The sequence below is a fragment of the Massilia sp. MP_M2 genome (assembly GCF_039123635.1).
Lineage (GTDB): Bacteria > Pseudomonadota > Gammaproteobacteria > Burkholderiales > Burkholderiaceae_D > Telluria.
In genome coordinates, this window is the sequence record NZ_JBCHJF010000002.1 from 71,497 (window position 1) to 96,997 (window position 25,501).

The 25,501-nt window shown below is 64.3% G+C and carries 15 protein-coding genes and 1 pseudogene; 9 read left to right on the forward strand and 7 right to left on the reverse strand.

Annotated elements, in window-relative coordinates; translation table 11 throughout:
* Positions 1–75 precede the first annotated feature (75 nt).
* Entirely contained in the window at positions 76–1,206 is a 1,131-nt protein-coding gene (locus RCH14_RS05175; RefSeq protein ID WP_343025100.1) for a branched-chain amino acid ABC transporter substrate-binding protein, read from the forward strand.
* Positions 1,207–1,299: 93 nt separating this feature from the next.
* Here the strand turns inward: RCH14_RS05175 and RCH14_RS05180 are convergent, their stop codons facing one another.
* Complete coding sequence (locus RCH14_RS05180) at positions 1,300–2,025, reverse strand: hypothetical protein (protein ID WP_343025101.1); 726 nt, start codon at positions 2,023–2,025, stop codon at positions 1,300–1,302.
* Positions 2,026–2,415: 390 nt separating this feature from the next.
* Here RCH14_RS05180 and RCH14_RS05185 point away from each other — a divergent pair, with 390 nt between their 5' ends.
* Both RCH14_RS05185 and RCH14_RS05190 read left to right on the forward strand, forming a co-directional pair.
* Positions 2,416–4,710, forward strand: a complete 2,295-nt coding sequence (locus tag RCH14_RS05185; RefSeq protein ID WP_343025102.1) for a family 43 glycosylhydrolase — start codon at positions 2,416–2,418, stop codon at positions 4,708–4,710.
* A gap of 31 nt (positions 4,711–4,741) precedes the next feature.
* Positions 4,742–5,326, forward strand: a complete 585-nt coding sequence (locus RCH14_RS05190) for a PEP-CTERM sorting domain-containing protein (protein ID WP_343025103.1) — start codon at positions 4,742–4,744, stop codon at positions 5,324–5,326.
* Between the two features lie 57 nt (positions 5,327–5,383).
* Here RCH14_RS05190 and RCH14_RS05195 read toward each other — a convergent pair whose 3' ends face one another.
* Positions 5,384–7,789: a TonB-dependent receptor domain-containing protein gene (locus RCH14_RS05195; RefSeq protein ID WP_343025104.1), complete on the reverse strand. Its 2,406-nt coding sequence runs from the start codon at positions 7,787–7,789 to the stop codon at positions 5,384–5,386.
* 208 nt (positions 7,790–7,997) lie between these two features.
* Here RCH14_RS05195 and RCH14_RS05200 point away from each other — a divergent pair, with 208 nt between their 5' ends.
* Together RCH14_RS05200 and RCH14_RS05205 are read left to right on the forward strand one after the other, a co-directional pair.
* Positions 7,998–11,189, forward strand: coding sequence for an error-prone DNA polymerase (locus RCH14_RS05200; RefSeq protein WP_343025105.1), 3,192 nt, complete (start codon positions 7,998–8,000; stop codon positions 11,187–11,189).
* Between the two features lie 245 nt (positions 11,190–11,434).
* Positions 11,435–12,457, forward strand: coding sequence for a LacI family DNA-binding transcriptional regulator (locus RCH14_RS05205; RefSeq protein WP_343025106.1), 1,023 nt, complete (start codon positions 11,435–11,437; stop codon positions 12,455–12,457).
* 6 nt (positions 12,458–12,463) lie between these two features.
* Here RCH14_RS05205 and cynS read toward each other — a convergent pair whose 3' ends face one another.
* Positions 12,464–12,913 carry a cyanase gene (gene cynS, locus RCH14_RS05210; RefSeq protein ID WP_332531442.1) on the reverse strand — a complete coding sequence of 150 codons (450 nt, stop codon included), beginning with the start codon at positions 12,911–12,913 and terminating at the stop codon, positions 12,464–12,466.
* Positions 12,914–13,170: 257 nt separating this feature from the next.
* On the opposite strand from cynS, the gene RCH14_RS05215 reads away from it, so the two are divergent.
* Together RCH14_RS05215 and RCH14_RS05220 are read left to right on the forward strand one after the other, a co-directional pair.
* Positions 13,171–13,683, forward strand: coding sequence for a gluconokinase (locus RCH14_RS05215; RefSeq protein ID WP_343025107.1), 513 nt, complete (start codon positions 13,171–13,173; stop codon positions 13,681–13,683).
* A 300-nt stretch (positions 13,684–13,983) separates the two neighbouring features.
* Positions 13,984–15,765 carry a glycoside hydrolase family 16 protein gene (locus RCH14_RS05220; protein ID WP_343025108.1) on the forward strand — a complete coding sequence of 594 codons (1,782 nt, stop codon included), beginning with the start codon at positions 13,984–13,986 and terminating at the stop codon, positions 15,763–15,765.
* A 6-nt stretch (positions 15,766–15,771) separates the two neighbouring features.
* Here RCH14_RS05220 and RCH14_RS05225 read toward each other — a convergent pair whose 3' ends face one another.
* Complete coding sequence (locus RCH14_RS05225; protein WP_343025109.1) at positions 15,772–18,117, reverse strand: GH36-type glycosyl hydrolase domain-containing protein; 2,346 nt, start codon at positions 18,115–18,117, stop codon at positions 15,772–15,774.
* Between the two features lie 20 nt (positions 18,118–18,137).
* Entirely contained in the window at positions 18,138–19,514 is a 1,377-nt protein-coding gene (locus RCH14_RS05230) for an MFS transporter (RefSeq protein WP_343025110.1), read from the reverse strand.
* 271 nt (positions 19,515–19,785) lie between these two features.
* Here RCH14_RS05230 and RCH14_RS05235 point away from each other — a divergent pair.
* Both RCH14_RS05235 and RCH14_RS05240 read left to right on the forward strand, forming a co-directional pair.
* A pseudogene (locus RCH14_RS05235) lies at positions 19,786–20,900 on the forward strand (DUF2254 domain-containing protein).
* A 166-nt stretch (positions 20,901–21,066) separates the two neighbouring features.
* Positions 21,067–21,762: an outer membrane beta-barrel protein gene (locus RCH14_RS05240; RefSeq protein ID WP_343025111.1), complete on the forward strand. Its 696-nt coding sequence runs from the start codon at positions 21,067–21,069 to the stop codon at positions 21,760–21,762.
* A gap of 5 nt (positions 21,763–21,767) precedes the next feature.
* Here the strand turns inward: RCH14_RS05240 and RCH14_RS05245 are convergent, their stop codons facing one another.
* Together RCH14_RS05245 and RCH14_RS05250 are read right to left on the reverse strand one after the other, a co-directional pair.
* Positions 21,768–23,102, reverse strand: coding sequence for an MFS transporter (locus RCH14_RS05245; protein WP_343025112.1), 1,335 nt, complete (start codon positions 23,100–23,102; stop codon positions 21,768–21,770).
* Between the two features lie 359 nt (positions 23,103–23,461).
* Positions 23,462–25,273 (reverse strand): methyl-accepting chemotaxis protein, encoded by a 1,812-nt coding sequence (locus tag RCH14_RS05250; RefSeq protein ID WP_343025113.1) that lies wholly within the window; start codon positions 25,271–25,273, stop codon positions 23,462–23,464.
* Between the last annotated feature and the right edge of the window lie 228 nt (positions 25,274–25,501).

Consider the following 25,501-nt stretch of genomic DNA (forward strand, 5'->3'; position numbering starts at 1 on the left):
GCGCGGTGTGCGTACTCACGGTAAAATAACCGGTTTGGCGGCTTTTTGCCCGCCTGTTTGCATACCGGGGAACCCATGAACAAGAACATATTGGCCGCCAGCGTACTGGCGGCAACGGCCGGCCTGGCGTCAAGCCAGGACATCGTCAAGATCGGCCATGTGGCCGGGATCACCGGGCCGGTGGCCTACTTTGGCAAGGACACCGAGAACGCCACGCGCATGGCGATCGAACACCTCAACGCGCGCGGTACCACGATCGCGGGCAAGAAGGTGACGTTCCAGCTGGTGGCCGAAGACGACGCGGGCGACCCGAAACAGGCCACCAGCGTGGCGCAGAAGCTGGTCGACGCCAAGGTGAACGGCGTGATCGGGCACCAGACATCGGGCACCACGATTCCCGCGTCGAAGATCTATCACACCGCCGGCATCCCGCAGATTTCGCCGTCAAGCACCAGCCCGAAATACACGCAGCAGGGCTTCAATACGGCGTTTCGCACGATCGCCAACGATGTGCAGCTGGGCCAGGCCCTGGGCCGCTACGCGACCGGTGCCATGAAAGTGCGCCGCGTGGCCGTCGTCGACGACCGCACCGCGTACGGCCAGGGCCTGGTGATGGAATTTTCCAGGTCCCTGCAACAGCAGGGCGGCACGATCGTCGCGCGCGAGTTCACCAACGACAAGGCGACCGACTTCAGCGCCATCGTCACCCGCATCCGCGCCACCAAGCCCGACATGGTCTTCTTCGGTGGCCTGAGCGCCACGGCCGGCCCGATGCTGCGCCAGATGAAGCAGCTGGGCATGAACGTGCGCATGATGGGCGGCGACGGCATCTGCTCGGACGAGATCTTCAAGCTCTCCGGCGGCACCATGGTCGATGGCCAGGTCGTGTGCGCGGAAGCGGGCGGCGTGCGCGGTGAAGGCAAGGCCGGCATGGACAAGTTCCGCGTCGATTACAAGAAGCGCTTCGGCATCGACGTGCAGATCAACGCACCGTATGCGTACGACGCGACGATGGTCATGGCCGATGCGATGGTCAAGGCAGGATCGGCCGCCCCGGCCAAGTACCTGCCGTTCCTGGCCAAAGCCAGCTACAAGGGCGTGACCGGCCCGGTGGCGTTTGACGCGCGCGGCGATGTGCGTGACGGGACGATCACCTTGTACGGTTTCAAGGGCGGCAAGCGCTCATTGATCACGGTCACCAAGTAGGGTGGGCGGCTGCGCCGTCCAAGCGTTCAAACCAAGCCTGCGTAGCCACACCGCGATGACTGGTTGAACGCATGGATGGGAAACCCATCCACCCTACGCGATCAGGTGCCGGAAAGTCGGCTCGATATTCTTCGCGTGCAGATGGCGCACGATGTCTTCCAGCGTCGCGTCTTTCAGCAGCAGGCCTGCTGGCGGCGCAGGCACAGACAAGGACACAGGCGCAGGCGCAGGCACCGGCGCACTCACCGCAGCCGGTTCGAGCAGGCGCCACGCGTGCTCGAACTGCGCCGCATCGATACTCTCCAACCCTTCCAGGAACCCGGCCTGGCCATTCGGCGGCGGCTGCATGTCCAGCCCCGGTTCGTCGGCAAACGAGGCGCCCATTCCCGGGTGGATGAAGGCGGCCCATTTGCCGGTGCGCGGGTGCAGGCAGGGCGGCAGGGCGACCGGCGCACGTACCGCGTCCGGCGCCAGCTCAACGTCGGGGAAGTACGCGGCGCGCAGGCGTTCCAGAAAAGCCTGCGCGCGCTCGGCCGGTACCGGCGTCGCGAGCGACAGCCACAAATAATACGCGTCGCCGCCCGAGATGCTCACCGCTGGCGCGGGCAGCTTGAGCGTCGTCTGCAGCGCATTGGCCACCTCGCACAGCCGCGTCCAGTGTGCTTCGCTGTCGGCGCCCTTCGTCTTGCGAAACGGGATCATCATGGCGCGCGTCTCGCCATCGCCGTTTGTCAGGCTGACCGGCAGCGCGAGCACGTCGGACGACAGCACATCGGCGGGAAGATACAGCCGCATCAATTCGGCAATCAGTTTGTGCATGGTGTTCTCGCTGTAAAGGGCGCATTTTGACACATCACGTACCGGCATACCCTGTGGTACGGCGCCAACAGCCATTCTTGGACGAAAAACCAGGCGATTACTTTTTCGTGGATTTAAAACGATTCCGGCGAAAAAAGAATATCGCAGAAATGGCTGCGATATTCTTTCAGTCGCTTTTATAAGAAATTGCGCTATTTAAGTTATCGCAAATATTTATCTCGGGAAATGCGCTGAACAAGCGTATGCAATCCGGTTGCAAACCATTTAAAAATATCGCATTCTCATTTCCGGCATTCGATGATCAGAATGCAAATTCAAATAAATATAACGGAGACCAGCGTGCATCACACCCTTTCCTCAATGGGAACATGGGCCGTATTGTCGTCGGCCATGCTTCCTTCGTTCGTCGCTGCCCAGGCCGCGCCAACCCCGATCGTCTTCCAGAATGCCGCCGTGCACGACCCGTCGGTCATCAAGGTGGACGATATGTTCTATGTGTTCGGATCGCATCTGGCGGCCGCCAAATCGCGTGATTTGATGAAATGGCAGCAGGTCAGCGACGGTGTCACGGCGAACAATCCATTATTCCTCAATGGCGCATCGAATGTATTCACCGAACTGGCCGAAACATTCAGCTGGGCGCAGTCGTCCACACTTTGGGCGGCCGACGTCAAGCGCATGCCAGACGGAAAATTCTATATGTATTACAACGCCTGCAAGGGCGATTCGCCACGTTCCGCATTGGGTATTGCGGTAGCGAATAATATCGAAGGTCCTTATGTCGACAAGGGCATCATTTTAAAATCGGGCATGTGGGGCCAGCCCAGCCACGATGGCACGATCTACGACGCACTGAAACACCCGAATGCCGTCGATCCGCACGTCTTTTCGGATCGCGCCGGCAAACTGTGGATGGTGTACGGCTCGTATTCGGGCGGGATTTTCATCCTGGCGCTGAATCCGTCGACCGGCATGCCATTGCCGGGGCAGGGCTACGGCAAGCGCCTGATGGGCGGCAACCACGCACGCATCGAAGGTGCTTACGTGATGTACAGCCCCGCCACGTCGCACTACTACCTGTTTACGTCCTTTGGCGGGCTGGATGCGACCGGTGGCTACAATCTGCGCGTCGCGCGCTCGCTCAATCCGGACGGGCCGTACGTCGACGCCCAGGGCAACGACATGGCGGCTGTCAAATCCGATCCCACCAAGCCGCTGTTCGACGATGCATCGATCGCGCCCTACGGCGTCAAGCTGATGGGCAGCTTCCTGTTCGAGCGAAGCCTGGGCGATACGGGGACAGGCATCGGCACCGGCTATGTCTCGCCCGGCCACAACTCGGCGTATGTCGATCCGGCCAGCGGCAAGCACTTCCTGATCTTCCATGCGCGTTTCCCAGAGCGCGGCGAGCAGCATGAGATCCGCACGCACCAACTGTTCATGAATGCGGACGGCTGGCCGGTCGTCGCGCCGCGCCGCTACACGGGCGAGACGCTGGGCGCCGTGCGGCGCGAGTTCGTGCAGGGCGACTACATGCTGGTCAATCATGGCAAGGACATTTCGGCCGCCATCAAGAAGTCGCAGTCCATCTCACTCAACGCCGACGGCACGATCACGGGCGCCGTGGGCGGTAGCTGGCTGCTCACCGGCAGCAACGGGATCGAGATCCGCCTGCCCGGTGCCTCGCCGTACAAGGGTGTCTTCATCAACGGCTGGGACGAAACGGCCAAAAGCCCTGCGATGACCTTCTCGGCGGTCTCGCGCGAGGGCGTGTCACTGTTCGGCAGCCGGCTGCCGCCACGCACCGAGGCGCAGGTGGTCAATGCCGTCGCCGCAGAACTCAGCCTGGGCAACACGAGCGCCGTCACGGCCAATCTTGCGCTGCCCACGCGCGGCACGCGCGGCGCGGTGATTGCCTGGACGTCGTCCAATCCGACCGTCATCAGCAACACCGGGGTGGTCACCAGTCCGGCCAGCGGGGACGTCAATGTCACGCTCACGGCGCGCATCGCCAAGGGCAACACGGTGGTCACCAAGACCTTTGGCGTCACCGTGCGCAAGGCCGGCGGCCTGCTGGCCCATTACACCTTCGATGGCAACCTGGCTGACGCAAACGGCATCTTCGGCGCCGGCAGCGTGACCGGCAACCGGATCGACGCGCCAGGCGGCAGCATCGCCTTCGAGGCAGGCGTGAAGGGCAGGGCGGCTGTCTTCAACGGCGCGAGCGGCGTGCGGCTGCCCAATGGGCTCATCGCGAGCCAGAACTACAGCGTGGCGCTGTGGCTCAAGCCGGCGGCACTGACGGCGTTTTCGACCACCTTCTTTGGCGCGCGCACGACCGAATCCTGGGTCAGCCTGCTGCCGATGGGCCATGGGGGCGTGGGCGGCGCATCGATGCTGTGGTCGGGCACGGCCTGGTACGACGCCGGTCTTGGCATGACGATCCCTGTCGGCCGCTGGTCGCACGTGGCCTTCACCGTGCGAAACGGCGCGGTCAACGTGTATGTCGACGGCAGCAAACGATTCAGCGCCGCGGGTTTCCCCAACGTGTTTACCGGCACCAGCGGCGTGTTTGCGCTGGGCGTGAACTGGTGGGATGCGCCGTACCAGGGCGCGATGGACGATTTGCGCATCTACGGCTCGGCACTGAGCGACGCCGACATCGCGGCGCTCGTGCGCCAGTAACCCGCCACGTTTTCACATCAAGGAGCACCCTATGCAACACAGTATCCTTTCGTTCCTGCTGGCGGCATGCTGCGCGAGTGCGCACGCCGACGTCATTGGTTTTGACGACCTGGCCAGCAGCGAGACCGCCGTCATCGCCGACGGCTATGCGGGCTTCAAGTGGAGCGGCGTTGGCGTCATCGGCGCCGATGCCTATCCCGACAGCGGCTTTGCCAACGGCGTGGTCTCGGCGGCCAACGTCGCCTTCAACCACGGGGGCGGCACCGTCACGATCTCGAATACGACCGGCTTCGACTTCCTCGGCGCGTTCTTCACGTCGGCCTGGTATGAACAGGAACTCTCGTTCGAGGGCAGCCGTGCAGGCCAACTGCTGTTCGCGACCGACGTGTCGTACGGGATCGACACGTTCGCGCCGCAGTGGATCGAACTCGGTTGGCGCGGCATCGACACGCTCACGATCTACAACAGCAGCGGCACGCAGTGGGCCGTGGATGCTTTCACGGCATTCGCTACGGCGCCGAACACGGTGCCGGAGCCGGGGACGCTGGCGCTGTGCGGCATTGCTGCTGCGGGGTGGCTGGCGGCGCGCAGGCGCAGGCCGCTGCAGCGGGCATAAACGACAACGGCCTGCAATCGCTTGCAGGCCGTTGTTTTACCGCGCGGCTAGATTAGATCAGAAGCGGTGCGCCAGGCGCGCGAACAGCGCCGCGCCATTCAGGCCGAACTGCACGCTCTCGTACTTGAAACCGTTGTCGGTCTCGTTCGCATCCTGCACGGTCGGCTTGACGTCGAAGATGTTCGTGCCGCCCACCGTCAGGCGGGTCTTCTCGGTGAAGGCCCAGGTAAAGGCCAGGTCGGCCGAGGTCTTGGCTTCGTACTTCTGGTTCGGCACCGGTGGACCCGAGAACGTGCCCAGGGTTTGTGGACCGAAGTGGATCACGCGCAGCGCGGTTTCCAGCTTGCCCAGTGCGTAGTCGAAGCCCAGCGTGGCCTTGCGGCGCGGCGCGCCTTCTTCGATGAACAGGCGCTCGCGCTCGGACAGCAGCACGTCTTCGAAGCCGGCCAGCGCGGCCGGCGCTTTCACGCGCTGCACTTCGGTCTTGCTGAAGTTGGCGGCCAGGAATGTCGTCAGGCGGCCCGCGCCCAGCGTGGAGCGGTTCGAAATCGTCAGGTCCAGGCCCTGCGTCTTGGTGTCGACCGAGTTGACGAAGAACTGCGCCTGGCCCACGCCCAGCTGCTGCAGCGTCGCGCCCAGCGCCGGGTAGTTGTCGGCGTCAAAGCGCCCCGACAGCACGATGCGGTCATCGATGTCGATGCGGTACAGATCGGCCGTGACCGACGTTGCCTGCGTTGGCGACCAGGTCAGGCCCAGCGTGTAGCTCTTGGATTCTTCGTCCTTCAGTTGCGGGATACCGGCGGCGGCAGCCACGCGGCCACCGTTTGGCGCCAGCACGACGTCCAGCGGCTGGCCGCTGACGAAGTCGGTGAAGGTCGACGAGAAGTAGGCCTGCTGCAGCGACGGCGCACGGAAGCCCGTGCTGGCCGAGCCGCGCAGCAGCACGTTCGGTGCCAGGCGATAGGCGGCGGCGAGCTTGCCGGTGGTGGTCGAGCCGAAGTCCGAGTAGCGCTCGTGGCGCAGCGCGGTCTGGATCTTGAGACGGTCGGTGAGGTCGGTTTCGATGTCGACGTAGGCCGCGTTGCTGTGACGGTCGGTGTTGGTTTCGTCGCCCGGCTGGAAGCCCGGGAAGCCCTGGCTGCCGGCGTTGCCCCCGATGCCCACGCCGTCGGCGTCGATGTACGAACCGGCTTCACCGGCGAAGATCTGGTAGTTCTCGCGGCGGTGTTCGAGGCCGAACGCGACGTTCATGCCCTTGAACACATCGCTGTAGAAGCGGCTGATGTCGGCATTGGTGGTCGCCTGGCGGAACGAGAACGCGCCCGCGTAGAAGCGGTCGGCGCTGCGGCCCTGGCCGCCACCCAGCAGATCGAGGTTGGCGATCGAGGCGTTGAGCGTGTTGGCGATGTCGTACTTCAGGCGGTTGTAGCCGTAGGTCTGCGACAGGTCGGCATTCCATTCGCCGGCCGTCCAGCGGTAGCCGACGGTGCCCCAGCGGTCATCGACCTTGCCGTTGATGAACGGGACGAACCCGTCCGGGTACATCGCGGCCGAGTTGCGCGACGGGATGTCTTCGGAACCCAGGCCTTCGCGGCCGAAGGCGGCCGATGACGCGTCGCGCTGCTGCACGCCGGCGGTGAAGTAGAACTTGCCGCCCGCGCCGGCCGGGAATTCGCCGTTCAGGTAAATGGTCTGGTTTTCGGATTTGGTGTCGCCGATGATGCGCGGGTTGCCGGGCTCCGAACGGTTGGAGCGGCCGCGATCGGAGTATTCGCCGGTGATGCCCAGCACGCCGCCGCCAAGGGCCACGCCGCAGTAGGCCGACGCCTGCCAGTTCTCGCCGTCGCCTTCGGTGTACTGGCTGTAGCCGGCCACCGATTCGCAACCCAGGCTTTTCTTCAGGTCGATGTTGATCACGCCGGCAATCGCGTCCGAGCCGTATTGGGCGGCGGCGCCATCGCGCAGCACCTGCACTTCGCGGATCGCCATCACGGGGATGCCGTTCATGTCGGTGCCGGTGTTGCCGCGGTTGCGCGCGCCGAACAGGTTCACCAGCGCGACCGTATGGCGGCGCTTGCCGTTGACGAGCACCAGGGTCTGGTCCGAACCCAGACCGCGCAGGGCGGCCGAGTCGATCAGGTCGGCGCCGTCGGCGCCGGTCTGGCGTGTCGAGTTGAACGACGGCGACAGATTGCTCAGCACCTGTGCGAGGTCGAACTGGCCGCTTTGTTCGGCCGCTTTGGTCATCGGGATGAAGTCGATGGCCACCGGGGTGTCGGTGCTGGAGGCGGCGCCGACGCGGCGCGAGCCGACGACGCTCACGCTTGGCACGACGGCGTCAGTGGTGATGGTGGGTGCGGTTTGCGCCTGGACGGCGACAGGGGCGAGGGCAAGTGAGGCAAGGATGGTGCTGCCATACAGACTGGACAACACGGAGCGGGGCATGATTTTGAGTTTGAGCACTGGTTTCTCCGAAGGATATTCGGATACTAACAATGGATCCTTCGATTACCGTTGCAATGTGGCATTAACGCAACGTTCTTGTTGTATAACTTTGTATTATCAATTGAGTTGCATAATTAATTTCCTGTGGTAAATAACGTGCAGGAGGTGAAAAAGGTCGGTTATACTGTGTTTTTATACAGTACTTGTCATCTGACATGAGCCCGGCGTGACACAGCCTCCGACCAACCAGCCACCCGCATCCCCGACCCTGCCGCCCTACGCCGAGTTGTTCTGCCTGTCGAACTTCTCGTTCCTGCAAGGGGCGTCGCATGCCGAGGAGCTGGTGCTGCGCGCCGTGCAGCTTGGGTACTTCGCGCTCGCCATCACCGACGAATGCTCGCTGGCCGGCGTCGTGCGCGCGCATGCCGAAGCCAAGGAGGCCGGCCTGCCGCTCATCATTGGCGCCCACTTCCATTTGCAGAACCCCGATGGCAGCCCGGCGCCGTCGCTCATCCTGCTGGCGCAGAACCGCGAGGGCTACGGCAACCTGGCCGAATTCATCACGCTCGGGCGCACGCGTGCCGAGAAGGGCGCGTACCTCCTGACACCCGACGACCTGGCCGACCCGGCGCCGCAGAACGCGCACCTGCGCCATATGCCCGATTGCCTGGCAATTTTGCTGCCGCCGTATCCGGGGCACGAGGCGCAGGACGTCGACCGCCTGCACGCACAGGCGGCGTGGGTGGCCACCACCTTTCCGGGCCGCGCCTGGCTGGGCCTGACGTCGCTGCACCGCGCGTTCGACGATGCGCACCGCGCCACGGTCGAGGAAGTCGGCTGGCAGCACGGCTTGCCGATCGTGGCGCTGGGCCACGTGTGCATGCACGTGCGCTCGCGCAAACCGCTGCAGGACACGCTCACCGCCACGCGCCTGAACAAGGCGGTGGCCGACTGCGGCTACGGGCTGGCGCAGAACGCCGAGCAGCACCTGCGCTCGCGCCTGCGCCTGGCCAATCTGTACACGCCACAAGTGCTGGCCGAAACGGTGCGCGTGGCGCGCCTGTGCACGTTCTCGCTCGACGAACTGCGCTACGAATACCCGGACGAAGTGGTCCCGCCCGGCCATACGGCGGCAAGCTTTTTGCGCGCCGAAACCTGGATCGGCGCGCACCGGCGTTTTCGCGACGGCATTCCGGCCAAGGTGCAGGCGCAGATCGAGCACGAGCTGGCGCTGATTTCCGAGATGCGCTACGAGCACTACTTTTTGACGGTGTACGACATCGTGCGCTTCGCCCGCTCGCAGCACATCCTGTGCCAGGGCCGCGGCTCGGCCGCCAATTCGGCCGTCTGCTATTGCCTGGGCATCACCGAGGTCGATCCGGCCCGCGCCAGCCTGCTGTTCGAGCGCTTCATCTCGCGCGAGCGCAACGAGCCGCCCGACATCGACGTCGACTTCGAGCACCAGCGGCGCGAAGAAGTCATCCAGTACATCTACAACAAATACGGGCGCGATCGGGCGGCGCTGGCGGCGGTGGTGATCAGCTACCGCCCCAAGAGCGCGCTGAGGGACAGCGGCCGCGCGCTGGGCATCGATCTTGGCATCGTCGAGAAGGTGGCCAAGACCCACCACTGGTTCGACAGCCGCGCCGACCTGCTGGGCCGCCTGGCCGAGAGCGGCCTGGATCCCGAGGCGCCGCTGTCGCGCCAGTGGGCCACGCTCGCGCAGTCGCTGCTGAACTTCCCGCGCCACCTGTCGCAGCACCCGGGCGGCTTCGTCATCGCGCGCGGCAAGCTCTCGCGCCTGGTGCCGATCGAGAACGCCGCAATGGCCGATCGCAGCGTCATCCAGTGGGACAAGAACGATCTCGAAGAGCTGGGCCTGATGAAGGTCGACGTGCTGGCGCTGGGCATGTTGTCGATGATGCGGCGCGGGCTGGAGCTGGTGGGCCAGCGCTACGGCAACGTGTTCGAGATGCAGGACATTCCGGCCGACGACACCGCCACCTACGACATGATCTGCCAGGCCGACACGGTGGGCGTGTTCCAGATCGAGTCGCGCGCGCAAATGAGCATGCTGCCGCGGATGCGCCCGCGCGTCTTCTACGACCTGGTGATTGAGGTGGCCGTGGTGCGCCCGGGCCCGATCCAGGGCGGCATGGTCCACCCCTATCTGCGGCGGCGCCAGGGCTTCGAGCCGGTGGTATATCCGAGCGCCGACATGAAAGTGGCGCTCGAGCGCACGCTGGGCGTGCCGATCTTCCAGGAGCAGGTGATGCAGGTGGCAATCCTGGGCGCGGGCTTCACGCCGGGCGAGGCCGACCAGCTGCGCCGCGCGATGGCGGCCTGGAAGCGCAAGGGCGGGCTCGAACATTATTACGAGCGCATCACGACCGGCATGCTCGAGCGCGGCTACACCCTGGAATTTGCCGAGGCGATTTTCAGCCAGATCCAGGGTTTCGGCGAATACGGCTTTCCCGAGTCGCATGCGGCCAGCTTCGCGCTGCTGGCGTATGCCAGTTCGTGGCTCAAGTGCCACGAGCCGGCGGCGTTTTTATGCGCGCTGCTCAACAGCCAGCCGATGGGCTTTTACAGCCCGTCGCAACTGGTGCAGGATGCGCGCCGCCATGGCATCGAGGTGCGGCCGGTCGATGTCGCCGTCAGCAGCTGGGATTCGGCGCTCGAAGAATACGATCCGCACGAGCGCACGCGCCAGCCGGCGGTGCGCCTGGGCCTGTCGCTGCAGCGCGGGATGAAGGTCGATGCGGCCGAGCGCATTGAGCAGGCGCGCGCCGTGCGGCCCTTTGCCGATGTGGCCGACCTGGCGCGCCGCGCGGGCCTGGACCGGAGCGACCTGCAGGTGCTGGCGGCAGCCGGCGCGCTGCAATCGCTGGCCGGGCACCGGCGCGAGGCATTGTGGGAAGCCTCCGGCGCCGCGCCCGACAAGGACCTGCTGCGCCCGACGGTACCGCGCGAAGAAGCGCCGGTGCTGGCGGCGCCGAGCGAAGGCGAAGAGATCGTGGGCGACTACCGCGCGCAGGGCCTCACGCTGGGGCGCCACCCGCTGGCGCTGCTGCGCGAGCGCCTGCTGGCGCAGCGCTTCCTGCCGGCGTCGACGCTGATGGATTTCCAGAACGGCCAGCTGGCGCGCGGCTGCGGCCTGGTGACGGTGCGCCAGCGACCCGGCACCGCCAAGGGCGTGCTGTTTTTGACGCTGGAAGACGAAACCGGCAACGTCAATGTGATCGTGTGGCCGTCGCTGGTGGAGCAGCAGCGCCGCGAGGTCCTGAGCGCGCCGCTGCTCGGGGTCTACGGGGTCTGGCAGCGCGAGGGCGAGGTACGCCACCTGGTTGCCAAGCGGCTGGTAGATCTGTCGCACCTGCTCGGTAGCCTCGATACGCGCAGCCGCGATTTCTGTTGATCCACAGCCGGGGTCAGGTCTGACATTCGGACACGACCTCAGCCTAAGTCACTCCCAAAAGTGCCTTGCCCAGTATTAGCATGGCTCTGTGCCCGCTAGTTCCGACTGTTCGACTGTCGAGATCGTGTCCGAATGTCAGACCTGACCCTGGCTTTTTCGGTCGCTTCGTCTCGTCGCCAACTTTCATGTGGCGGCAGGCCGCCGCGTTGATAGAATGGTTAGTGCGTAAATATCACGGGAACAGCATGGACAAGACAAGCCGGGGCAGGGGAACAGGGCGCGTAACGCTCGAGCAGGTGGCGGGCATGGCCGGCGTGTCGATCATGACCGCTTCGCGCGCACTGAGCCAGCCGCAACTGGTGTCCGAGGCCACGCGTCTCAAGGTCGAGCAAGCCGCGGCCGAACTGGGTTACGTGCCCAATCGCGCGGCGCGGGCGCTGGCCTCGGCGCAGTCGCATGTGATCGTGGTGCTGGTGCCATCGCTGTCGAACGCCGTGTTCACCGCCGTCCTCGAAGGCATCCACGACGCCGTCGCGCCCGGCCAGTACCAGCTCCTGATCGGCAATACCTACTATTCGCAGCTCGAAGAAGAAAAACTGCTGCGCACCTATCTGCAGTCGAATCCCGACGGCATCCTGTTCTCGAGCCAGGTGCGCAGCCCTGCGGTGGCCAAGATGCTGGCCGCATCCAAGGTGCCGGCCGTCGCGATGATGGACCTGTCCGATGATCCGGCCGTGCTGTCGGTCGGCTTTTCGCAGTATGAGGCCGGCATGGCCATGACGCGCCATCTGATCGCCAAGGGTTACACGCGCATCGGCTTCATCGGTGCCCAGCTCGACGAGCGCACGCTGCGCCGCGCCGATGGTTACCGCGCCGCGATGGCGGCGGCCGGCCTGGCCGATCCCGGCCTAGAACTGATGGTGCCCGAACGCTCGACGATCGCGCTGGGCGCCGGCCTGATGGCACAGATGCTGGCGCTGCGGCCCGACTGTGACGCCGTCTTTTGCTGCAACGACGACCTGGCCCACGGCGCCGTGTTCCACTGCCAGCGGCAAGGCATCCGCATCCCGCGCGATGTCGCGGTATGCGGCTTCAATGACTTGCCGGCGTCGGCCTGGATGATGCCGTCACTGACCACGGTCGACACGCCGCGCTACCAGATCGGCTTCGAAGCGGCCGGCCTGCTGCTGCAGGTGATCAAGGGCGAGGAGCCGGCCGAGCGACGCATCGACCTTGGCTTCACGCTGCGCGACCGCGAAAGCGCATAAGCACGATCAGTAGGTTTTATAGGGCAAAAATTTGCCCGACAAAACCACGTTCACGCGGTCGCCTTTCGGGTCTTCGGTGCGCTGAATGTCCATCGAAAAATCGATGGCGCTCATGATGCCATCGCCGAATTCTTCGTGGATCAGCTCCTTGATCGTGGTGCCGTACACGTTCACCATTTCGTACCAGCGGTAGATCAGCGGGTCGGTCGGCACGGCCGTCGGCAGCGAGCCCTTGTACGGCACGATCTGCAGCCAGGCGATGGCTTCGTCGGACAGCTCGAACAGCTTGCCGACCGCCTCGGCCTGCGGTTTGGTCAGCGTCATCTGGCCCAGGCAGGCGGCCGTGGTCCATTCTTTCGACAGGCCCGTGGCCTCGGTCACGTCGCGCCATTTGATGCCCTTGCGGACTTTCGCGGATACGATCAGTTTGGTGACATCTTCACGGCATGAAATCATGTGGCGGCTCCAGAAAGTGGTGGGGAAGGTACGTGCTCACGCTTTACCTCAGCAAGGCGCGTGCCATGCATGAAGTCGACGAAGCAGACACATCTGGCCGGCCAGCCAGCAAGAAGCTAGCAAGAAGTCAGCATGACCTCAGCGAAATGCGCACCGCGCGGGCGCGGGTGCCCGAAATGGGTGCGCGGCCTGCGGGTTTACATTTGCAGACCGGGAGCGCACAATCGCGGTATGTTTGTTAGCGGTAACATAAGGCAATGACGACAGAACCAACGAGCGAAAACAAGGGAACGGCCTGGGTCATCATGGGCGTGAGCGGCTGCGGCAAAAGCCAGATCGGCGCGCGCCTGGCCAACGGGCTGGACGTGGAATTCATCGAGGGCGATGCCTACCACTCCGACGTGAACATCGCCCGGATGTCGGCCGGCATCGCGCTGACCGACGCCGACCGCCACGACTGGCTCCTGACCTTGCGTGACCTGCTGGCGCGGCGCGAGGGCGGGGCGGTGCTGTCATGCTCGTCGCTCAAGCGCAGCTACCGCGACCTGCTGCGGGGCGCAGGCGGCGACGTGCGCTTCGTGCACCTGGCCGGCGAGCGCAGCCTGCTGGCCGAGCGCGTCAGCAACCGCCCCGGCCACTACATGCCGCCGTCGCTGCTCGACAGCCAGCTGACAACGCTCGAACCGCTGCAGCCGGACGAAGCGGGCATCACGCTCGACATCCGCGACACGCCGGCGCAGCTGGTGGCGCAGATTCTCGCCAGCGCCTAGGCAGACAGGCTCAGGCCCGCCCGTCACTGGGGCCGCGTCGGCGCCGACACTTATCATCACCATCACCATGTCCGCCGCAGTCCGATCGCAAGCGGTATGCGCACCGGGTAATCGGTGCGTGACATGCAGATCTGTTTGACGCATCCCGAAAATCGGACTATATTTTTCATATAAATTTGGAAACGTTTCCAAGCATGTATTCCGCAGCAAAACCATTCGAGACCAACGCAAAGTTGGCGGCGTGTGGCACGGCAATCCGGCACGGCCACATTTTCTTGTCGTGAGAAAAGAGGAGTCAACGTGAGTCACCTACACCAGCAACACCGCTCAAAATGGAAGCCTTTCCAGCTGCTTGTCGCCGGCCTCGCGTTGGCGTGGAGCGCGCAAGCCGCCGCCAGCGTCACCAACCCCGTCATCGGTCAGTTGCTGTGGTCCGAAGAATTCAACGGCGCCAGCGTGAATACTGGCGTCTGGAACCTGCAGGACGGGAACGGTTGCCAGATCGGCCTGTGCGGCTACGGCAACGCCGAGCTGCAGACCTACAGCCCGAACAACGCCAGCATTGCCAACGTGCCGTTCGAAGCGGGCACGCGCGCGCTGGCGATCCAGGCGCGCAGCCAGACCGTGGGCAGCAATCTGTTCACGTCGGCGCGGCTCGACACCCGCAACAAGGTGCAGGTGCAGTACGGGATGATCGAGGTGCGCATGGCCACGCCGAACCTGGGCACCGGTCTGTGGCCCGCTGCCTGGCTGCTGGGCGTGAGTCCCCAGACCTGGCCGCGCAACGGCGAGATCGACATCATGGAGATGGGACACAAGGCTGCGGCGCGGGCCGAGGGCGGTGCGCCGTCATCCAACCACTTCGTCGGCGCGAACGTGATCACCTGGCAGCAGGCCGCCTGCGTGCCCGGCAACGAGAGCTGCGCCGCATCGACCGCGTGGCAGACCGATAACTGGCACGTGTCAGCCACGTCGCTGGCCAACCGCTTCGTCACCTACCGCTTCTACTGGACCGAGAGCCAGATGCGCTTTTCGGTCGTGGACAACGGCGTCGAGCACAATCTGTACAACGCGCCGCTGGCAGTCAATTCGAGCGCGCTGCAGGCGCCGTTCTACCTGCTGCTGAACATGGCCGTGGGCGGCAACTTCACCGATGCGGCCAATGCCAGCCAGGTCACGGCGCCGCTGCCGGGCACGATGTATGTCGACTATGTGCGCGTGTACCAGCTCGATGGCAAGGGGCAGGTCAAGCTGGGCGACCAGACCGCGCCCGAAGTCGCCGGCAAGTTCGGTGTATTCACCGATAACACGGCGGTCGACGCCAAGCTGGTGCCTGGGTCGAACGCCGACATCTACTTGTGGAATACCGCGTCTACCGGTGCCGGCACCACCGCGCCCTATGAAGGCAGTAACGTCATCGCCTGGAACTACACCTCGCCGGGCCAGTGGTTCGGCGGCGGCATCCAGGCGCGTCAGGCGCGCAACCTGAGTGCTTACCGGGCCAACGGCGTCGTCAACTTCCGCATCAAGATTCCGGCGAACGTGGGCTTCCGGATTGGCGTGGGCGACACCTATACCAACCAGAACTGGATTAACTTCCCGGCCAACACGACCGCGTATGGCCTGGTGCGCAACGGGCAATGGGCGCAAGCTTCGATCCCCGTCTCGACACTGCTCGGGCCCCTGGTGGCGGCGCAGTCGATCTTCGATGTCTTCATGATCTCGAGTATCGACGGCAGCCTGCCGACTGCAGGCTTCCAGTTTGCGATCGACGATATCGTGTGGAAGGCGGGCGGCAATGTGGCGACCAACATGCTGACGCGCGTCGCAGCGACGTCGGTAAGCCAGGTGGGGCCCACGATGCTGGAATTTCGCACCATGACCAAAGGCTGGGCCGATGTGCATTACACCGTCAATGGCGGCGCGCAGGAGAACGTGCGCATGTTGCTGCGCAGTGGCGTGAACACCTTGACGGCCGGTGGCATGAAGGCGGGCGATGTCGTGCGTTATACCTTCACGTACTGGGACACCGCGCGTAACGTTGGAGTCGATACGGCGCCACAGACGTTCACCATGAAATAAACCTTCCTAGAAGACAGTCACCTGCAAGCGATACGTGCGGCCCGCCTCGATATTGTCGATGCGGGCCGCAGCCAGTTCGACGCCGTCACAATTGACTGTCACGCGATCGACCGCGCCGCGCCGGATGTCCACCTCGAACGTCGCGCCGCGAAAGCGCCGCGTGACCGTCATGCCGGGCCAGCCGGACGGCAGCTGCGGGTTGACCGTCAAGCCATTCGCATCACCCTTCAAGCCACACAGGCCCTCGATCAGGCAGCGATAGACCCAGGCCACGGTGCCCGTGTTGAACAACTGGCTCGAGCGCCCGGCCGTGCGCGGGTACTCGTGGTAGGCGCCGCGATAGTAGTTGGGAATGAATACCGGCAGCTGGCCGCGCTGCAGGTAGTCGGCCAGGTCTGGTCCGGGGATCATCTTGCGCAGCGCGTCGAAGGCGCGGTCGGCCTCGCCGATCGTGTACAGGCTGAAGATGTAGAACACGGCAGCGTGGTTGTAGACCGCGCCATTCTCGGCCGAGCCGGGATGCTTTTGCGTGACGCGCCCGATATCTTCGCGCATGGCGCTGTAGGGCGGAGCGAACATCTGCACGCCGTAAGGCGTTTTCAGTTGCGCGTCGATCTCCGGCAGCATTCGCGCACGCTGCGCGTCGTTCGCGGCGCCCGACAGGAATGCCCAGCTTTGTGGATTCAGGTAGATGCGCCCTTCGGTATCGGCCGCCACGCCGAACTTGACGTCGTCGTCGGTGATGCCGCGCGCGAACCAGCTGCCATCCCACAGGTGGGCATTGGCAGAGGCGTTCATGGCCGCCGCGCCGTCGCGGTAGCGCGCCAGCATCGCGTCGTCGCCACGCGCGGCGCAGACGTCTGCCCACAGGTTCAGCGCGTATGCCGCTGCGACGGTCAGCCAGCCCGAGACGCCGCGGCCCTTGTAGCCGACCATGTTCATCGGGTCGCACCAGTCGCCCTGTTCGATGTAGGAGAGGCCCCGCGCATCGCGCCGCAGCAAGAGCCAGTCCATCGCCAGGCAGATGCGCTCGAACGCGGATCTGACATCGCCGCCGTGCGCGCTGATTGGCACGTCGAGAATCGCCACGTCGCCCGTTTCGTCAAGATAGGCTTGCAGGCACACGGGCAGCCAGACGCAGTGGTCGGTGTGCGGAATCTGGTTGATGTATTTGAGCTCGGCGCCTTCGAACAGCAGGATCCCGTCCGGCATGGCGCCACTTTCTTCCTGCTGGCTCAGCGCATGCAGGAAGGCAGCGCGGGCGGCGGCCGGCTTGACGAACACCATGCCCATATTGTCTTGCAGGTAGTTGCGGGTCTGCGGGTCGGTGCTGAGGCGATTGACGTCACCGTGGTAATACACCTGGCGCGCCAGCCACGTGTTGACGAAGTTGTCCAGCTCAGGATCGGGCGTGGCGATCTGCAGCACGCCGTCGCCCTCGGCGATGTAGGCGGCGTAGTCGCGCGCGGCAGCGGCGAAACCTTCTTCGCTCAGGTAGCGCTGGCGCAGCAGGGTAATCTCGGCATCGTCGAACGCGGGGCCGAACAGGAAGCGGCGCGTGACGGCCTCGCCCGGCGCCAGGGCCAGGCGATACTGGACGACGGCGGCTGGTGTTTCATAGCGCGCGTCGCCGCAGGGCAGGAGCGCATGCGCCAGCGTCGATGGCGCATGCAGGCCGCCTTCGCCTTCGAACACCTTTTGCCCGGTTTCCCAGGCGTCTGGCGCGTGCTCGCAAAGCAGCACCGTGCGGTCTTTCAGCAGGCGGTTCTTGAAGAAGTCGTCCAGCTTCTGGTAGGGCGTGATGCAGGTTGCGACGATGCCGCCAAGGTCGTGCCGGTATTCTGCCGACTGGTTCATCCACGACATGTAGCCGACCGTGAAGTACGGGTAGATGCTGATGCGGCGCGGACGCCCGGTCAGGTTGGTCACGGCCACGGTCCACAGTTCGGCCACGTCGTCGACCGGCAGCGCGAGCGTCAGGTCGATGCGCACGCCAAGCTTTTCGATCGTCCATTGCAGGTCGGTGCGCCCGACCGAGAACGCAAAATGATCAAGGCCGCCGCGCACCGGTTCGTACGGCGCCGAAAACAGCTCGCCCGTGTCTTCATCCTTCACGTACACGAAGCGGCCCGGATGGTGGGCATAGTAGTTCTGCTCCGGCTGCATGAACGATTTTGCTTCCATGTTCGGGCCGTGCGAATACTTGCCGGGTTCGGGCTGCATGAACTGCGCGGTGGCGTAGCCGCGGCAGGTCGTCTGGATCATCATCCTGCGGTTCCACAGGAAGCCGCCCGCCTGCGGCATCGCGGTCGGGCTGGTGAGCACATAGCGTTCGTCTTGCGGGTACAGCATGGGGGCAATCTCCGTTGGAATCATGGCGCCGCCTTGCGCGCGGCCAGTTCGGCGCCCATGCGCGCCAGGGCCCTGGCGTCGAGGTTATACAGGCACATCACCAGCACGGCCACCAGCGCAAAGGCGGCCGGCACGAACGACATCAGCCAGACGATGCCGGCCTGCGAGCCGACGCTCTGCGCCGCGTTGGGCACGTAACCGAGCCAGGTAAAGACGGCGCCGATGACGCTCACCGCCACCGCGGTGCCGAGCTTTTGCGAAAAGGTCGCGGCGGCGAAGGTCATCGCGGTGGCACGCCGGCCGGTGCGCCATTCGTTGTAGTCGGCGGTATCGGCATACATCGAGAACGCCAGCGGCGACTTGGGCCCCAGCACCAGGCCCAGGCCCGCCTGCAGCACGAACATCAGGTCGACCCGGTCGGCCGGGATCAGGAAGAACAGCGACGACAGCACGGCGGTGCAGCTCATCAACAGGATCATCAAGCGCTTCTTGTCGATGACGCGCGTGAGCAGCGGCGTGCAGGCCGCGCCGATGGCGGCAAACACCATATAGGTTGGCACGAAGGTCGCCATCAGTTCCGGCCGTTCGACGACGTACTTGAAGTAGTAGGCCGAGGTCGTGGTGCGCAGCGTGATCGTCACCATGATCACCAGGGCCAGCACGAACAGCACCACCCAGGGCCGGTTGGACGCCAGGTCGCGGATGTCGCGCCAGACGTCGTTCTTCTGGCCGGGCGGGGGGAGTACGCGTTCGCGCGTATTGATGAAGGTGATCAGGAACATGATCGATGCGGCCACGCTCCAGGCGAGCATGGTCAGCTGCCAGCCCCGTTCATCGTCGCCGGCGCCGAGCCACGCCACCATCGCCGGTGTGGCGGCCGTCACCAGCGTGCTGCCGGCGAACGCGAAGATGAAGCGCAGGCCGTTGATCGTCGAGCGCTCCTGCGGGTCGTTCGAGATCACGCCGGAGAGCGCGTTGTAGGGAATGTTCACGCAGGTGTAGCAGACCATCATCGCGAGGTAGCTGCCGTAGGCCCACAGCAGCTTGCCGTTGGCGTCGAGGTCGGGCGTGGTGTAGGTGAGCACGGCCGCCGCGCCGAGCGGAATCGACATCCAGATCAGGTAGGGGCGAAACTTGCCGAAGCGGGTGTTGGTGCGGTCGGCGAAGGCGCCGATCACGGGGTCGGTGAAGGCGTTGATCAGTTTGATCGAAGCGAGCAGCGTGGCCGCTTGCGCTGCCGAGATGCCGAAGGTGTCGGTGTAAAAGATCAGCAGGAAGGTGGCGATATTGGCCCAATAAAAATTGAAGCCCATGTCGGCCACGCCATAGCTGATCTTTTCTCGCCAGCCGAGGTTGCCGCCCATCGCCACAGGTGTCTCAGGCCCGTGCTTGAACATTGATTGTCTCCAGATATTTTTATGGTGATGTCAGCATTGGGTGATAACGCTAACATCGGGCAAGTATGGCGCTGCCGGGAGGGCGTGTCAACACACTGCGGCGCCCCAGGACGCCGTATTGAAATATGGTTGTTTTGATCATTGCTCTACACTGCCGGGGCAGCTTGCCATAACGCACTTTGAACAGGGGAGTCGATAGTCCACCATGATCCTGCCGGCCCGGATGCAATTTTTGATGAACCGTCTGCGCGAGCGCCTGTGGGTCAAGCCCATGATCGCCTGCGTCCTTTCTGTTGCCGGCGTGGCGCTGGCGCACCTGGTCGACAGCATCCCGATCGACTGGAAGGTGCCGGAAATCGCGCAAGGCTCGATCGTCGACCTGCTCAAGGTGATCGCCGCCAGCATGCTGGGCGTCGCGACGTTTGCCGTCGCCTCGATGGTGGCCGCGTATGCATCGACCGGGCAGTCGGCCACCGAGCGCGCGTTTCCGCTCGTGATCGCTGATGACGTGTCGCAGAACGCGCTGTCGATCTTTGTCGGCGCCTTCATCTTCGCCATCATCGGCCTGAGCGCAACGACCAACGACTATTTCGGCAAGCCGGGCCGGTTCACCCTGTTCGTGCTGACCTTGCTCACACTGGTGATCGTCGTGCTCGTGTTCGTGCGCTGGGTCGACAGCATTGCCCGTCTGGGTCGGCTGGGCGCCGTGATCGCCCGGGTCGAACGCGCGGCCGCCGAAGCGATGGCGCGCCGCACGCGAATGCCCTGCAACGCGTGGACATGGATGCGCTGCAGCGCATCGCCGCCGAACGCAAGCTGCGCATCACGCTGGCGGTCGCGCCCGGCGCGCTGATCGTGTGCTCGCGCCCCATCGGGTACGTACTGCCCGATGGCGAAGACGCCGGCACGATCGAACCGGACCTGATCGCCAAGGCATTCACAGTCGGGCCACTGCGCCAGTTCGACGAAGACCCGGGCTTCGGGCTGGTCGTGTTGACCGAAATCGGCAGCCGCGCGCTGTCCCCCGGCATCAACGATCCGGGCACTGCCATCGTTGTACTCAATGCGGTCTACCGGATCTTCAATGCGTGGACCCATCCCGATTTCGGCGTCGAGTCGGACCATGACCGCGTTGAAGTGCCGCCGCTGTCGCTTGACGATATGTTCAACGATATCTTCCCGCCGCTGGCCCGCGATGGCGCCGGGGTGCTGGAAATCGCGCTGCACCTGCAGTGGGTGTGCGGCGAGCTGGGGCGCTGCGGCGACCCGCACCTGCGCGTCGTGGCGCAGCGCCAGGCCGACGAGGCCCTGGCACGGTCGGCAGCCGCCCTCGACTTCGCGCCGGACCTGGCGCAACTGCGCCGCCGGCATGCTGACTACTGGTGACCGGCATGCCTGATGGGTCAGGCGGCGCTGGCATGAGCATTCCCTGCCACGCATGCCGTCTTGCACGCAGGCATCCGCGACAACCTGTTACCAAGTCATGCAATGCGCATGCCGCGCCAGACGCTTTCCGTCGTAAGCTTCAGCTCTGTCAATTGGAGGGATGAAGATGACGATAATCCGGATCATGGCGCTGGCCGTTGGCGTGCTCGCCGCGTGTGCGATGCAGGCGCAGGCGCAGGCGCAGGAACTGCTGCCAATCCAGACGCCAGTCGGGCCGGCAGTGCTCAAGGCCGATCAGCTGCACGAACCCGACCCGTTTGCCGGAACGCGTACGAGCGCGTCGCGCGTGTACGGCGCGAACGTTGCCGCCCAGCCCAATGACCATATCTTCAAGGGCTTGCGGCGCGATCCCCGCCTGATCGCCGGGATCAAGGTTGCCCCGCATGTCGCGCTCGAGGCCGGTTACGTCAATCTGCCCGACCGCGGCCTGTACCGGGACGAGCCGGGCAGACCCGAGGATGCATCGCAGGGGCTCGGCGAGAAAGGCTCGAGCAACCATCTGGCCGTCAAGCTATCGACGCCCGAGGATGCGCGCCTGACGGCCTATGCCAAGGCGGGGATCGCCTACAGCGAAATCAAGCGCAGCATCAATGCCGGGCCCGATACGTGGGTTCACAACGGCGCTGGTCCAAACATCGATGCCGGGTCCGATACGGGGCTGTACACGGGTGCTGGTGCAAAACTCAAGCTCGACAAATCAACATCGGTCAATGCCGAGTTCTCGCGACATGGCGACACGGCCAAGAAGCTTGGCCGTGTCGTCCGTGACGGCATCAAGGGCAACATGCTGATGGGATTCTGATCCCGTCAGTGCGCGGCGGCGGGTGCAGCCGCGACCGGCGCCGAAGCACGCTTTGTCACCTTCTCGTCACGCAGGTCTTCCGGATCGCGCAGCGGAATCATCAGGAATGCACTGAGCGCATACAGGCCGGCAAAGATCCAGATGATGCCCGCCACGCCGAGCGACGCACTGAAGATGGCGACGATCGCCGGCCCGACCCAGGTCGATGCACCGGCACCCAGGCTCAGCACCGACAGTGCGGCGGCGCGGTTTTTCGGCACCAGCAGCGGCATCAGTGCCGACAGGGGCACGAAGCCGCCCAGCGTCATGCCGTACATCGCGCCGAACAGGCTGGCGATATAGAAGTTACCGATGAACAGTTGAGGCATGTAGAAGAACAGCGGCGTCGTGATCGCGCTGCCGACGGCGCCCATCCAGATCACCGTGTTGCGCAGGCCGAAGCGGGTGGCCAGGCGGCTCGAGATGATGTTGCCGGCGATGTTGGCGACAAAAATGACCGTCACCAGGCGCAGCCACTGCTCCAGCGTGAAGCCGATGACCTCCATGAAGAAGCCCGGCAACACGATGAAGAAGCCGAACATCGACGCCGTGTTGATGGTACGGACGACGCCGCTGAGCGAGGTTTTCGGTTCTTCCCACATGATCGAGACGCTGCCCATCAGCGACGTCAACGGCTTTTCACCGACTGGCGCGAGGCGCTTCGTGCCGGCGGCATCCTTCACGCACAGCAGGGCCAGAGCGGCCCCGGCAATCACCAGGATCAGCGACAGCCAGAAGGTGGCGAGCGCGCCGATCAGCGGCACTGAAAAACTTGCCACCAGCGCGCCGAGGGTCGGCAGGCCGGCCGCGTAGGCGACCCAGAACCAGCCCATCGCCAGACCCAGCTTCCTGGCTGGTGTGGCGGCCACGATCCAGACCAGGAAGCCGTAGGCAAACAGCGGATAGCCGAAGCCGCGCAGCGCGTAGCCGGCCAGCATCATCGGGTAGCTCATCTGGCCGACGCCGAATGACAGGAAGAACACCTGGAACACGACCCAGATACCGGCGCCGATCAGCATGACTTTCTTCGGACCCCAGATATTCGACAGCGCGCCGGCGCACCACGAGCCGATCGCCACGGTCACGCCATACACGGTGAACAGGACCGCGATATCAGCCTCGACCATGTTTTTCTGGGCCAGGTAGGGCGCCAGATAACCAAGTTCGACGCCATCGCCGATCATGAAGACCAGCAGGCCGACGAAGCCCCAGAACAGTGGACGTGGGATGCCGAGCTTCTCGCATAATCTGTCGAGCAAGCCGGGACTGGAAGAAGGGAGCTGTGGCGATGCCGTTGACATACGGTTGGTTGTTGGAGACAAATTAGCACCTGCAAAATCGTGGCGTTCGTGAACGCGATGGGCGACCCGAAAGGGGTGGATGGCGCACGCTGTGGGCGAGCAGTGGGGCAGTTCCGGAGAGGAACTCAGGCCAAGGAAGCCTGTGACATGCCGTGGGAACGGCAAACAATGGCGCGTGACCGCGCCATTGCGTGAGACCGGAGCTGGTCTTTCCAAATGGTATCACATTTGCACAAATGTGCTAACTTATTAGTAAATCTGATGCGGATGTGCGACGTTGCTGCAAGATGCGACCAGGAAGTAAAAAACCGCCGTGCCCGGAACGGGGACGGCGGTTTTAGCTGGTGGCAACCGGAAGCTTAAAACTCTTCCCACTCCGCTTCATTCATCTTGGTCGAGGCAACCGGCTTGCTGGCTGATTTGGCGGTCGGCTTGCCGGCGGGCTTTTCTGCCTTCTTTTCTGCCTTCTTTTCGGCCGGCTTGCTCAGCGGCTGCTCTGCAGGCGTAGCGGCGGGCGTAGCAACCGGCCTGGCCGCCGCACGCGGCGCAGGCTTGCCCAGTGCCGGCCGTGCAGGTGGCGGACGTTTGACCGGTGCGCTCATTACGACCGGCGTCGTGTGCGCTGCATCGAGCTTGAACACGTCGACCACCTGTGCCAGGCGTTTGGCCTGATCCTGCAGCGAGGCCGTGGCGGCGGTGGCTTCTTCGACCAGCGCGGCATTCTGCTGGGTTGCGTTGTCCATCTGGCCCATCGCCTGGTTGACCTGATCGATGCCGGTGATCTGCTCCTGGCTGGCCGACGAAATCTCGCCCATGATGTCGGTCACGCGGCGGATCGAGTCCACCACTTCGCGCATCGTCGCGCCGGTCTGGTCGACCAGCTTGGTGCCGGTGTCGACTTTCTCGACCGAATCGCTGATGAGGCCCTTGATTTCCTTGGCGGCAGCGGCCGAGCGCTGCGCCAGCGTACGCACTTCGGAGGCGACGACCGCGAAGCCGCGGCCCTGCTCGCCGGCGCGCGCCGCTTCCACGGCAGCATTCAGTGCCAGGATATTGGTCTGGAACGCGATGCCGTCGATGACGCTGATGATGTCGACGATCTTGCGCGACGATTCGTTGATCGAGCCCATCGTGGCAACGACCTGGTCGACCGAGGCGCCTGCCTGCGTCGCCACGCTCGAGGCGGTGATGGCCAGCTGGTTGGCCTGGCGCGCATTGTCGGCGTTCTGGCGCACGGTGCCCGTCAGTTCTTCCATCGAAGCGGCGGTTTCTTCCAGCGCTGCGGCCTGCTGTTCGGTGCGGCTCGACAGGTCGAAACTGCCGGCGGCGATTTCGCCCGAGGCGCTGCTGATGGTCTGGGTGCCGGTGCGTACCTCGTCGACAATTTTGGCCAGACTAGTGTTCATATTGCCCAGCGCGCGCAGCAGGGCGCCCGTTTCATCGCTGGCGCTGCTGTCGATGCGCACGGTCAGGTCGCCGGCCGCAACCTGTTCGGCCGCATGCACGGCGCGGCGCAGCGGCCCGGTGATCGAGCGCGTCAGCAGCCAGGCGAAGATGCCGCCCAGCAGCAGGGCGCCGGCCGCGAGCGAACCGATGACGACCTTGCCACGAGCGGCGGTATTGGCGATCATCGCCGCGCTGTCGCTGATGTGCTGTTGCTGCAGCTTGACCAGATCGTGGACGCGTTCTTCGTAGGCCTTGGCGGCCGGCGTGAACTGCTGGGTCAGGATCTGTTCAGCCAGTTCGGTATTGCCATCGGCCTTGGCCTTGATGGCGCCGTCGCGCGCCTTGCTGTAGGCGGCGCGGTGCTCCATCACCGACTTGAACAGGGCTGTTTCTTCGTCACCGCTGATCAACGGTTCGATCTTCTTGACGAGATCGGCCGACAGCTTGCCGGTGGCGGCCGCGTCTTCCTTGAAGTACGCGGTCAGCGAGCCGTCGCTGCTCTTGACGATGGCGGCGGTGCGGCGTACGGCGGCAAAGATCTGCGTGTACCACTGGGCGATCATGCGTTCTTTTGCCAGCGGCTCGGCCAGAATGGTCTGCGTTTCTTGCGCGACCTGATTCAGCCGCCAGACGCCGACGGTCGCGATAATGACCGTCATCATGAGGGTCAGTATGAACCCTGCTGCCAGTCGCGTTCCGATATTGAGTTTGATAAAGTTGCCCATGTTTGATCTGCGTGAGGTGTGGGAATGCGGGTGGCCCTGCATCGGAAACGGTGTTCTGCCGACGGTCTTGACCGATGTGGTGATTTATTTAAAGATTAAAGTTACCAGTGCTAATTATTGCCCAATCGAAATATAATTGCACTGAGAACGCAAGATAATTCGTGGTTTTGTGATCGGCCAGCGACACCGGGGTCAGGGAGTTAACGTCTTGATATGAGGCGATATTTG